Origin of the sequence: Proteus sp. G2626 (assembly GCF_009915985.1) — a bacterium.
GTDB lineage: Bacteria > Pseudomonadota > Gammaproteobacteria > Enterobacterales > Enterobacteriaceae > Proteus > Proteus vulgaris.
The window spans coordinates 234,908-248,057 of record NZ_JAABNH010000013.1 but is presented as its reverse complement, the minus strand read 5'-3'; the positions used below and the strand labels follow the sequence as shown (position 1 = coordinate 248,057).

Genomic DNA, 13,150 nt, shown 5'->3' with positions numbered 1-13,150 from the left:
AAAAATTGCCCGTCATGGAAAGAGGATATGATTGGTCGAGGTCTGGCGTGGTTACGTGTGACACTCACGTTTGACCAAGAAAAATTCCCTTATGGATTACCCAATGTGAAATGTGAAGTTTGGGGAAAACATCTGTTTGATCCTCGCACTGGGCAAACCGAGTGGAGTAATAATGGGGCTTTAGTCATTTTGGATTATTACCGCCATTATTTAAAAGTACCTGATACAGATATTGATTTTGACAGCTTTAAACAGGCGGCCGATTTATGTGATGAAAAAGTGAGTCTACCAGAAGGTGGATTTGAGTCGCGATATACCCTTAATGGTGCCTATGACTTAAATGAGAGTCCATCGAGTGTCTTGGAAGCGATGCACAAATGCATCAACGCGGAACCGACATTCACCGCAGGAAAACACGGTATTCAAATCGGTGCTTATTATGGGCCGGCAATAAAAACTATCACCGAATCACAATTGATTGGCACTGTCACGTGTACCCCTGAAACAGGTTTAAAAGACGCGACCAATGCGGTGTATGGCACGTTTATTGATGCTGAACAGTTATACACAAAAACGGATTTCACGCCTGTGATTGTAGACGAATGGGTGAAAGAGGATGGCTTAGAAATTCGGGAGAATATCGACTATCGTTTTGTCACCAGCCCTTATCAAGCCCAACGATTAGCTCGCCAATATCTCCGTAAAAAGAAAGCAGGAAGACGGGTTCAACTCACGATGAACTTAGACGGCTATGCTTATCGTCCGGGGGAAGTTGTGCTTTTAGAATTACCCGCTTTGGGGATTAGTGGGCTTGAATTTCGTATTGCCGAATGGGCATTTCATGCTTTAGAGGGTGTGGCTTTAACGTTGGAAGAGGATGGTGCCTATTTATATGAAGATGTGATTGGCAAACCGTTTGAGCGTCCACCATTTGTGAGTTTACCCACTGGTGGTGTTGCTTCCCCTATTAATCTTACCTTTGTTCCACTTGCCGTCAGTGACATCGTACAAGGTACACTTTCTTGGCAGAATGTGGCGTATGATGTGCGTTATAATACGGTTAATATCCTTCAAAATGGTAAAGTGATTCAATCTATTCAAGTGCCGGCTGAGCGTGTTGATATTAACGGATTAGCGCGAGGAACTTATCGTGTTGAAGTTAGAGCAACAAATGTGGCTGGCGCAATGTCGGCACCCGCTATTAGTGATTTTGCTATTCAAGCACCACCACCTCCTGAGCACATTGATGTCACCTCTGGCTTATTTAATCTGACCATTGCACCGAAACAAGGCGATGGCGCTGTCTTTGGTTATACCTTTGAGTTTTGGTTTAGTGAGGAAAAACTCACTAATCTTTCTGAAAATGAAGTGATCACCAAAACAAATAAAGTTGGCCAAGGGAATTTCTGGACGCAAGAGAATTTAAAAGCAGGACATACGTATTATTTTTATGTTCGAACAATCAACAGCTATGGCAAATCGCCGTTTGTGGAGGCTTCTGGTGTTTGCTCAGCTCAAACCGATTTAATTCTTGAAGAATTAGCGGGGCAAATCAGCCGAGACCAACTCGCACAAGACTTATTGGGTGAGATAAATAGCAAAGCTGACCAATCAGCCGTTGTTGAGTTAAATACGCAAGTGAAAGCGAACCATGATGCGATTTTAGCGGAGCAAGTTGCACGAGGAGCAGTAATTAACCAAGAGCAACAAGCTCGCGCTGAAGCTGATAAAGCGGAGGCTCAACAACGCCAATTCTTAGCTACACAACTTCGTGGTGATTATACAGGCAATGATTTATCGAAAGTCACCGCAGGACTTATCTCCGCTGAGAAGCAAGCGCGAGTTACAGGTGACCAAGCGGAAACCAAAGCCAGACAATCACTGGAAACACGGATGAATGGGAATGTTTCCGCAATTAATAAATCACTAGAAACACTCACCTCGAAACAGCAAGCGCAAACGCAAGAGATTTCAACGCTCAATTCAAATTTGAAAGGGAAAGCTGATAGCAGTGCGGTAAATGCGTTAAATACGCGGGTGTCGAATATCGATGGAAAAATGACGGCTACCGCTCAGCAAGTCACTCGCCTAGAAAGCCAAGTGGGTACAAGTTCAGCCAAAATAGAGCAAACCTCGAAAGTGGTCACAGACATAAATGGCAAAATCTCCGCATCATGGACAATGAAAGTCCAGCAGGATAGCAAAGGGAATAAAGTCATTACCGGCATTGGCTTAGGATTTAATGCGCAAGGAAATAGCCAATTTCTGGTTAATGCCCAAAACTTTGCGGTGATATCGTCATTAAACGGCAAAGTGGTGACACCGTTTGTCGTGAAGAATGGACAGGTGGTTATTCATGAAGCCTTAATGGATAAAGCGTGGATACAGAAACTAGTAGTACTCAATTATTTTAAATCATCGGGATTTGATAAAGGGAATGGCTTTTTATTGGATGCAAAAAACAATATTTTCCGCTTTACGGGTGGTAATGGGGCATTAAATATCACCAATAATCAATTGGTCGTCAAAGATGAGAAAAAACGCCTTGTGATGAAAATCGGTTATCTAGGGAGTTGATTTATGTATGGTCTTGAAATTTTTCCTGTTGAAGGCGGTAAACCTTACCGTTTAACGCGTGATACGCAAATTCTCTGTTATTTAACCTCTTATCAGATAGGGCCAGAAGATTGGCCCCATTATCGACAACCGAAAAAAACACGGAGCAAAGTCATTCATGAAGCCATGGGGTATGAGGCGTTCGCCATCCCGAGAGTGGCTTCTGTGTATATGGCGGTGAATGATTATGCGTATTTTCAGGGAATAACGCATATCCGAATGGAAGGGCCTGTATTACGTTATGAGTATGTTTATGACAATGTTCAGGTTCAAGACCCACAGATGGCCAAAAGAGCCAATATGGTGGTCGATATTTATGGTATCCCGTTACCGGATAGTACAAAACCAACGTATGGTGTGGAGTGGTATGGCGCCTTTCAGGGATTTCGAAGTGCGATTACACGTAATACACAAATGACTTATTGTGTGTTTCGACAAAAAATCCACCTTGAAGGCGGGCGCTATTGGTCTTTGCCAACAACATTACCGCATTTAGATAAGTGTGTTGTGTTTTATCATGCCACCAACCCTCAAGCGGAAGTGAGCTATTTAGCGCATAAAAAGCAATTATACAGTTCAGCCCAAACAGACATTTATGTGTGTGTTTTCGTTTCAGGAATGGTTTTGACCCCGAAGAGACGTTGGGGTTTATCACTGTACAGTGAAGATGGAACACTGGTCTTTAATACGGACTATTTGCCTTTTACCCGAGGAAAATCAATGGAATTGTTATTACGGGAGGGGAGTGTAGAGACTCCATATAGCTTGCCTTTAGTCTGTGCAACAAGTCAGTTTGTGAATGCGTCTTATCAGGATGACCCTATTGATTGGGCCAAGCGCAATACGGGGATACGTTTTCGGGGAAAACAGATTTTTGTGAGCGAACGAATACGTGATGCTCATCGGCAACATCATGTAGAGCAACGTATTCCCTTTTATGTCCTTAATGGTTCACATTATTTTTAATAAAATGAATACCTGTCTATATTTATGTGGGATACATGTCGCTTTTCTTTATTGGCATAATGCTTTCTGCTGATAATGATTGTTTTGCTTTAATCATTTCTTTTTCATTTGAAAATTTATAATTAGGCAATAGTTCTTTAGGTTTGACACCTAAAATAAACGCGATAGAGAATAAATGTTCTACTGTTATTTTGGTATGTCCATTCTCTATACGTGAATAGTGCTGTTGACTTATTTCCAATGAATGGGCTATTTCCCTCCCTGTCATCCCTAATTCTTTTCTTTTTTGCTTTATTCTATAAGCAATAATGGAATTAATTGTACTCATGAACTTCATTCTCCAACAATAAACAGATTTTTAAGTTTAACAGAGTAAAAAGCATTTGTTATAAAAGCATTTTACTCTACTTATAAAACTCAATTAATTTTTATTGATATGAAAAAGTAATCGTTGCTACTGCTTTTACACTTCCTGGCGTAATAGTATTTTCTGTTTTTATATAATTAGCTTTTAATTTTATACGTGGATTTATCTCTCCTCTATAATTTGAAAAATGCCATTGATTTTGATTTCCTTTGTTAGGAGTGTCTGAACCATAACTAATCGCAGTTACTTCATTATTTTTATATAATCTTAGCCCAACGCCTTTTGCCGTAGAATCCGTTGCTAATGTTAATATATCAGAACGATTCCCATGTTGGGTCGCATCATTTAATGTAGCATAAACATCAATACCGTCTTGGCATTGAAGTTGTATATTAACTTCCCCTCCTTGCACTTCTTTATACAAAGACGTGAACTGGGATTGATAGACAGTATTTAATGGAACAACATAATTCTTTTGATTCATCGAGCATGTTTGGCTTTGCACTTGGATGCGCCCTCCATTTAACATAACAGGAGCTGTTAATCTTTTATTATTCAAACTTGCCCGATTAGATTCCAATAAAATATGGCCCAGTTGTTTGGTTGGTATCGTTACATACCCATTAGGTAATCGTCCTGTTGCGACAAAAGCAACATATAAACGAGCACCAAAACTTCCAGTTGCACCATTATAAGCATTTGGATTTGTATTGGCGGCAACAGGATCAATATATATACTTGAGCTGTTTATGGGAACCAAAGGCGTTGCAGGCCAATAGCCTGCCATACCAATAATAATACCTAGCCCCGGGACTCCAATATCAAATATATCGAAATCGGAAGATTGAGTGTTTTTCCCTTGGCGAAAGCTATATGTAATCTTGCCTATTTTAGGTAATGTGGGAGTAAATTTTCCACGCATTAACGCTATTAAACTACCACCGTTAAATATATATTGATTGCTTGTTCCGCTGAGTTCTCCTATCACCCGAGGGTAAGTATGGGCATCGGCAGGGCCTATAACAACAACAGGGTGGGTAGATGTGTTGATTGTTATTGGAGACGGTACGTAGTCATCTGCACCAGCAACAGCCAGACTAGGGAATAGATTTAAAAGAAATAATATAACAAATATTCTTTTCATGTTTTGTTCCTAATTAGAGTGCGGTATACACTGAACAGGAATGATTTGAGGCCGCATGTCAGTTTCATTGTGTGTCGCATGATATGTAAATGAGCATTTATCGTCATGATTTGGTCCCCATATCACATCAAGTTGACCTTGTTTGGGAAGACCTCGGGTAAATAAGCGCCCAGCTTGAGCAACATATCCGACTAACTGTTCATGATCATCCAAAACCTCGGAAGCCATTGGAGGAGTACTGCCATCTGGCATACGAATATCAAACAGCAGGCTTCTCCCTGTTTGAGTATTAAATGTCACTAACGTGGCACTATTAGCACGAGGAATAATTTCTTGTTCTGTTGCTGATAATTCAACATTTAAATCTAAATTAGCGGGGTCGATACTAATTTGATTTTTTTCATAGGGTGTGACATAAGGCACAATACCATTACCCCAAAAATCTAATCGGCTACCTGGTGCATTATTAATAACCGCACCTTGTGCTCCTTTTGCATGGATAATGGTAAAAGTATCACTTAAATCATTACTCAATGTCACTCCATAAGGGTGTGCAACAACCGCCCCCGACGCCCCCAATGACATTTGACGATTATGTTGAGTATCTTGCCCGACGGTTGCGGTTACATTTACATAAGGTGAACGATAGCCTCCATTCATCGCATAGCCGGAAGGTCCACTTTCCTGACTATTACCTGAAATACCATAAGAGAATTGATTATCTTCCCCAGCGATACCGCTGATGGATGTTTGAATGCTGTTTTTCTCGCCTTTATTATAATTTAAGACAGTAGAAAAAATGGGGCTTTGAACACGCTCTCCCAAAGGAAGCGTAAAGTTCACATAAAATCTGTCATCTCGGCGTTGTTGCTCATTATCTCGTGATTGAGAAAAGCCAATCTGATAACCAAGTTTTTTCCAAAAATGGCTATATCCCATCTGATACTCATTACGACTTCCTTTATGCTCCCAGTAATTATAAGTGGTACCAGTTAAAAATATATTTCCCCATTTTTCACCTAATTCTTGATTAATTGAAACTTGGAATTGATTTTTAGGGCGATAAAATGCGGCACTTTTTATGGAAACATCATCAATAAATTCACTGTGATTAGCCAATAGCGCATCTTTCAAATGGTAAAAATCTTTAGATGAATAACGATAGGCTGCTAACGTGATATTTGTACTCGTGGTCGGAATATTGACGCTATAGCTAGTATGTAAACTGTAGCCTTTACGCGTTACGTTAGAGTGATTAAATGTTGTTCTGGACAATGTAATGTCAGATGCAATTGCCCCAATCGGCGTGTTAAAAGCAACACCAGCCAATCCTGCGGTATATTTTGAGCTTGTGGTCAGTCCACTATTTAAAGTGATATCATTTGTCAAACCATATTGATATGTGCCTTGTGCAATTAAATCATGATATGTCTCATTTGCATAACGATAGCGTCCCACTGACATTTGCCAACGGCTAAATCCGGGACGAATAAGTTGGGCAACAGAAGCAAAAGGAACCGTAAATGTTCTTGTTTGTCCATTAGATTCGGTTATTTGCACAAGAAGGTCGCCAGCATATCCACTGGGATACAAATCATTAATGACAAAGGGGCCAGCAGGCACAGTTGTTTCATAAAGGATGTTAGCATTTTGATAAATCGTAACTTTAGCATTACTATTAGCAATGCCTCGCACGATCGGAGCGTAGCCACGTAAAGAGTTGGGTAACATTCGTTCATCCGATGCTAATCGAATTCCCCGTAAGCTAAGGCTATCCATTAACTCGCCATTCGTATAAAAATCACCTAATGTGAATTGTGCCCGTAACCGAGCAATATCATGCGTCACATTTGTTTCGATATTCTGATATCCGGTAGAATGACCATTATTCCAGCTTTCACCACCACGGTGACGAAAAGCCCATCCCCATAAATTGAGTCCCGCTTTTAACCCAAGGTAAGTCTGCTCATTATTTATATCCGGAGTATTGTATTGATAATAGTTAACATCATAGTTGACAAATGCGGCAGGGACTCCACTTTGCCACTGTGCAGGGGCAATATATCCTCGAGGTCGAGTATTCACTTGTGCCTGAGGAATTTCTATATTCAGCTTTAAAGTGGATAAATCAAAATGAAATTTTGCTGAGGGGAGTCCTTCTGAGGCGGGATAACAAGTGGCTTTATAACTGTTTTCAGGAACAGTGCCTTTGACGACATCAATTAATGAAAGTAATTCCGGCGTTAGACATAACGTCGACGTATTCGCATTGTCAGTATATAAATACTGTACATTAGCTTTTCCTTTCCATTTATTATTGAGATAGATATCAGCGTAATACTTGCCCTCAGGAATAGGGTTGCCATAATTAAAGCGACGTATATCAATCGCATTCTTTCCTTGTACTGAATGCAAAAAGCTAGGATCAAATTCAGCTTCTTCAGCAGCGAATGAAGAAGTTGTTATCACCCCAATCCCTAAAGCGACACAAAACGGAAGAGAATAACGATAGGAAATGAGGTGTAATTGGTTATTAAAATTCATTATATTACCTTATTCCAAAGTAGATTCACCTTGTTGGTATCCACCATAATCATTAACAACAACCCAAGTGACTTTATTTGTTAATATTGGCTTCTCTTTAAGTGAAAATATTTTTGAAGAAAAAGGAGCTATCATCCCACTTTGTTCAACAGGCGTTAGCTGTTTATCCTGACCCACTGAGATTTTGTTGTAAGTGATGTAATAAGGTGTTGGGTTAATCGCTTTAATGCGTAGTGCTCCTTCCTGATGCCAAGTCACTTTTTGGTAAGCATCATCAGGCGTTACGTTGAGATTATCAGGGCGAAAGAAAAACTTAATGCGACTACGAACGGCTAATTGTAAGTAATTGTTATTTCCCTCTGAGTTTTCCGAATTTTCTTCCAATTTAGGTTTTGCCGGAATGTCTAAGACATTTAAATAGAAAAGAGACTCTCTATCTTGTGGTAATGATTCACCGGTATAGACAATCCGGATGGTTTGCCCTGATTTTGGCTCCATACGAAATATGGGAGGAGTAATGATAAAAGGAACGTGAATTGAATCTGGTGCTGCAGCTGCGTTTCCGGTATCTAACCAAGACTGAATTAATGCGGGGGATTCATCGTTATTATTTAATTGAACATTAATGCTTTTTTGCGTTGCGGGATAAACAACGCGGGTCCCCATAATAACCACACTGGCTTGAGCCACTGTGGATACAAACAGAGTCAAGAAAATAAGAATGAACTTTAACATAATACCTCTAGAAGGAAATGGGGCAGTTTTTTCTGCCCCGTAAAATAAAAGCAATCCAATAAACCTTACTCATAGGCAATGGTGTAATGAACGGTTGCTTTTACATCTCCAGCGGTAGATTGTCCGGTTGCGTAATATTGAGCAAAATATGGAAGGTTTACATTAGCATTGTCGATTTGTACTGGATGGACATCTTGTGTTGCAGAATCAGTACCTAACTGGATTGTTGTTGCTGCATCTGAGTTAAGTAATTGAACTTGAACATTATTCGCTTTAGTTCCTGTTGCTGTATTTTTTAAATTATGTGTAGTTAAATCAGTATCAGCGGATGGTTCAAAATATACTTTAACGTTTTTAGCACCATCTTTATCTGTGGAACAACCAGTTAACTTAATTGTAAATGGAGTTAAGCCTGCTGTTGTTGCTACATTATTTAATGTTGCGACTGAAACAGTCGGCAAAATAACAGCTAAATTTTTTGATTGGGTATCAACAGAACATGTTTGATCAACAACTTTACCTGTAAATGTAATTGTTCCGTCATACGCCATAGATGAGCCAGCAAATGCAGCAGAAAGAATAGTAGCTAGTGCTATAACTTTTCTTTTCATATATTTAAGATTCCTATTTTAAATTAAATTAAAGTTAAGTTATTTTTTGTTTTTCAAAAAAATGAAAAGTATTATTGAATAATAATATATATAATCCTATTAAATAGAGTTTATAGTGAGGTTTATATTTGTAGAATATATAAATAATAAAGATATTAAATTTTTTAATGGTGATGTGGCAAATATAAAAATAAATAATTTAAGTTATTATTATTTCAAATATCACTTAAGTAAAGATGGTTTTTTCGATCGATGGCGTTGGTTTTGATAGTTTTAATCTATTGATGATTGGTAAACTGATCGTTAAAATCGATCTTGTTATTGTCGTTCAATGTGTTATATCAATGATTGATGATATGTATATGAGAAGGTTATTAGTCAAAACTTGAGTTTTAATATAAATCAAATTGCTTAGCTCTTTCAGATATGGTGCAGAATTTCCGTGTAGCAACTTCTTATTTTTTTCATTATAAAACACTAACCCTTTATTAAAATACATTCATAAATGTGCTGGTTGTTGTCGTTCAATTTCTACGGCAACAACTGGTATATTGAGTTGTGTTTATATTTTATTGAAATAAAACATGTAGCCACAATTAGGACCTAATAAGATTAGGTTCTTCTTAAGCTTGTGTTTATTTTATTTTGCAACGTAAGAACAACTTGGGCAGGTAACTTGTACTGGTGTGTCTTGAAACATTCTTATCACGTTAAAAGCTTTCATATCTTTCACCCATCATAGGGATATCGTGATTCAGTGTACGTTACTTCGCACTAAAATGCTCATTTTTTGTGCTTTTATTTGTAGGGATCAATAATGATAACTGATTTCTATGACAGTGACAGGTATATAGAGTCATTCTCATTTTTAGTGTTCCTTGTTGTGGGTTACATCTATCCTACAATAAGGAGCTAGGGGGAGATACATAAACCCTATTCTTCTTTTAGCGACGATAGCTTTTCACACCATGTATCAAGCGTTTCACGTTTTTCTCTTAAATAATCATACCTGTCATAATGTTTCTGAGAAACGCCGGGTCTTTTATGGTTTTGTACCATATCCCTTAACTCAGAACTAATCCCCATCTCTCCAGCCAATGTTTTAAATGTTCTTCTCACATCTCTAGGTGTAAATTTCTCAAACTCATTCTTCTTACAAAATTTATTTAATTGTTTAGCGTATTCAGATGTTAACAGGTGCCCTTCTTTGGTGTCAGCAGGGAACAGGTAATTTGATGTTGGATACAAGAGCTCTTGGATATTAAGAATATCAATAGCAGGCTGAACCAAAGGGATCACATGATAATCGCCTGTTTTTGAAATGTGAGGTGGAACCGTTAATGTATTGTTCTTTTTATCCCAATTATCCCGAGTGTTAGCTATTATTTCCCATGGTCTTTGCCCTGCAGAATAAACGCAAAATAGAAATAGGCGCGCATAATCTGAGTTAATAGGACATTCGATGGTGGGTTTATTGAATAGCTCTAATAATAGCTTCAACTCATCCCATGATAAAAATCTATCTAACGCTTTATCTGCACCTTTTTGTCTAGGAACCACTGTGACAGGATTTCGTTCCAATCCATAAATAACGCGCTCGTTTATTTTTGCTGGATCATTGTCGGCAAACAAACCGAAGTTGAATACCGCATGTAGGTTTGCTCTTACTTTGTTCGAACCTGCCAAAGCACCTCGGGAGATAAACTCAGAAAGTATTCTTTTTATATGATCTGGAGTAACATCTTTTGCAGGCATAGTTGCATCAATATGCTTGCTATCTAGAACCTGATTGAGTCTGTTTTGAGTTTTATCATATGAACGCTTGCCTTGCCGTTTCTGATCTTCAATGTAATCATCAAAGAGCTGTTTTATTGTGGCGTGTTCATATTTAATTTTCTCAAGGGATGATGATTCAGTAGCAGCTGCTACGGATTTTACTGCAGCATCTGCTAGTGATAAATTAGGGTAATCACCAAGCGATATAAATTTCTCTTTTCCATCTTTGAAGTAGCGGTAGACGAAAACTTTTCTTCCAGATGGATATGTTTTTACACCAAGACGTCCAGTTCCTCTAGTCGCTGATGCTTGCCAAGTATAATACGCAGATTTCTTTGGTTTCAGTCCTCGTATTTTACTATCAGTCAGTAATACGCTAGCCATAACTAATTTCCATTTACGAGTTTTTTGCGGGTCAAGTAACGGGTCAAGTAACGAAGAAATGATATGAAACTAGCTGAAATCATGCAAGGTATATAAATCCTTATAAATCAGAAGGATGAAATCTCATGAAATTATATAAAACTCAATGAAATCAGTATGTAACGCCCTTCTAAGCCGTAGGTCACAGGTTCGAATCCTGTAGGGCGTACCATTTAAAATCAATTGGTTACATTCATTTCAAATTTACTATTTTTGTATCGTGAGACGTATTTGTGTCGTTTTTATTAAAACGTCATCAATTTTACGTGCATGTTCTGTTAAATGGTTCCGCGCCAAGTGAGTATACTTGCTTACCATCTCTATACGAGATAACTGTTTATATAAACAGTAAAGTGGTTGCGCTTTGAATAAGATTAGACTACTCTCTTTAAATAGTGGGCTATTTATCATTTAGCCCACTATTTGATTTTATCAAGACCTCGCTTCGGCGGGGTTTTTTGTTATCTGAATTTAGCCAATGGCTAAGTGAAAAAGCAAATGCTTACCTTGAATTAACACGTTAATTGTAAGTTTAATGGCATTAAATGGAATTAGAAATTCATCAATAATATAAGGAAATATATATGAATGACTGTAATAAAACATCATCATCTGCCTCTTTATTCTCTACGGATAGCACAGTTAATGTAAATCTCTCTAATGAGACGGGAGTCATAACTCATAGGCAAGTGCTGGAGCCAGATTTGGGATTAAGTGAGGCCTTTGAGCAATACAAAGTTTCTTATACTTCTTGTGATAGTGTGCATGGTGAGATTATCCGTGAAGATACTGGTACTGTTTTCATACCTAAAAGCCAGGCTCCTGAAAACGGATGGCCCGTAATTGTTTGGAACCATGGTACTGTAGGGATTGCTCCGACTTGTGCCCCTTCATTGACGCCTAAAAATAGCCGTGTCACTCAATATTTAAATACTTGGCTATCACTTGGATTTGCAATAGTTGCTCCTGATTACCCGGGATTAGGTTCATCTGGATTGCATCATTATATGGATGAAAGAGCGACGGCATGGAGTTCTTTAGATAGTATAAAAGCGGCCCTTAAAGTATTTCCATTGAGTAATAACATTATTTTTATCGGTCATTCTCAAGGTGCTCACGCAGCATTTGCATCGATAGGTTATCAACCTGAATATGCGCCAGAGTTAAATGTATTGGGTGTAGTAATGACAGGAACACCTTACTTTAGTGACAATTTACTCGAAAATTTTGTTAGCGATGATATCCGTGAGGAAGGTGATAGAAAACTACCTTATGCGATGTACTTATATCTTTCTGCCTCTGATAAAAACCCAGACTTAAAAGTAGGCGATTACTTCCAAGAACAAGCTATTCCCTATGTTGAAAAAGCGAAAACGCTTTGTCTTAGTCCATTAAGTCAGTTAATTATGGATAATAAACTTAATGGTGTTAATAGTTTAAAGCCTAAATTTAAAGAACTGCTAGAACAAGAATCTTCAAGCCTAAATTATAGAAAGCTTCTTATTGATAAGCCCATATTGATTGGAATTGGTTTAGAGGATATTCACGTATTAACTTGTTGGCAACAAGAGTTTGCAAAGGATGTATTGGACGCAGGAACAGATGTAAAGGTATATGAATATCCTAATATTGGGCATTTGGATGTATACAATGTTTCTTTGCGTCATTCGGTACCCTTTGTTTTTGAGTTGATGAAGAATGCGCAGAGTGAACTAAACGCTATTTGATAAATAACCATTTTGATCTTATTCATTAGGATCGTTGTGTAATTAGGGGCGCCCGATAATGTTTTGGTTGATCGATCTCGGGTGTTCCTTTCCATTTTAATTTCCAGAATTAAAGAAAATAACTTATTTTCATAAATAAATATCAGAGTAATAAAACGTTTTGATAGAGTGTACTATTTTCAAATATTTTAATGACAAGCATTATCCATAAAGCCCTTATAAAATCAGCCTTAGTCAGGAT

At 38.1% G+C, this 13,150-nt stretch carries 9 protein-coding genes and 1 pseudogene; 3 read left to right on the top strand and 7 right to left on the bottom strand.

Annotated elements, in window-relative coordinates:
• On the top strand, window positions 1–2,577 hold a 2,577-nt coding region (locus tag GWJ05_RS07700; protein WP_161681268.1), incomplete at its 5' end, for a phage tail tip protein J-related protein.
• A gap of 3 nt (window positions 2,578–2,580) precedes the next feature.
• The gene (locus GWJ05_RS07695) at window positions 2,581–3,582 is read left to right on the top strand and encodes a hypothetical protein (protein WP_116672768.1); all 1,002 of its coding nucleotides are present in this window, start codon (window positions 2,581–2,583) and stop codon (window positions 3,580–3,582) included.
• Between the two features lie 22 nt (window positions 3,583–3,604).
• Here GWJ05_RS07695 and GWJ05_RS07690 read toward each other — a convergent pair whose 3' ends face one another.
• The 7 genes and pseudogenes from GWJ05_RS07690 to GWJ05_RS18545 form a co-directional block, all read right to left on the bottom strand.
• Window positions 3,605–3,910: a helix-turn-helix domain-containing protein gene (locus GWJ05_RS07690; RefSeq protein WP_036919964.1), complete on the bottom strand. Its 306-nt coding sequence runs from the start codon at window positions 3,908–3,910 to the stop codon at window positions 3,605–3,607.
• Window positions 3,911–4,010: 100 nt separating this feature from the next.
• Window positions 4,011–5,093, bottom strand: a complete 1,083-nt coding sequence (locus GWJ05_RS07685) for a fimbrial protein (RefSeq protein WP_020946065.1) — start codon at window positions 5,091–5,093, stop codon at window positions 4,011–4,013.
• 9 nt (window positions 5,094–5,102) lie between these two features.
• On the bottom strand, window positions 5,103–7,637 hold the full coding sequence (locus GWJ05_RS07680; RefSeq protein WP_071425769.1) for a fimbria/pilus outer membrane usher protein: 2,535 nt from the start codon (window positions 7,635–7,637) through the stop codon (window positions 5,103–5,105).
• Window positions 7,638–7,646: 9 nt separating this feature from the next.
• Window positions 7,647–8,372 (bottom strand): fimbrial biogenesis chaperone, encoded by a 726-nt coding sequence (locus GWJ05_RS07675; RefSeq protein WP_041701675.1) that lies wholly within the window; start codon window positions 8,370–8,372, stop codon window positions 7,647–7,649.
• Window positions 8,373–8,437: 65 nt separating this feature from the next.
• Complete coding sequence (gene ucaA, locus GWJ05_RS07670) at window positions 8,438–8,983, bottom strand: uroepithelial cell adherence major pilin UcaA (RefSeq protein ID WP_020946062.1); 546 nt, start codon at window positions 8,981–8,983, stop codon at window positions 8,438–8,440.
• Window positions 8,984–9,916: 933 nt separating this feature from the next.
• The gene (locus tag GWJ05_RS07665; protein ID WP_161681267.1) at window positions 9,917–11,143 is read right to left on the bottom strand and encodes a tyrosine-type recombinase/integrase; all 1,227 of its coding nucleotides are present in this window, start codon (window positions 11,141–11,143) and stop codon (window positions 9,917–9,919) included.
• Between the two features lie 232 nt (window positions 11,144–11,375).
• A pseudogene (locus GWJ05_RS18545) lies at window positions 11,376–11,506 on the bottom strand (integrase); the annotation flags it as partial.
• 260 nt (window positions 11,507–11,766) lie between these two features.
• On the opposite strand from GWJ05_RS18545, the gene GWJ05_RS07660 reads away from it, so the two are divergent.
• Window positions 11,767–12,909 (top strand): alpha/beta hydrolase, encoded by a 1,143-nt coding sequence (locus GWJ05_RS07660; protein ID WP_036935162.1) that lies wholly within the window; start codon window positions 11,767–11,769, stop codon window positions 12,907–12,909.
• The last annotated feature ends 241 nt before the right edge of the window (window positions 12,910–13,150 follow it).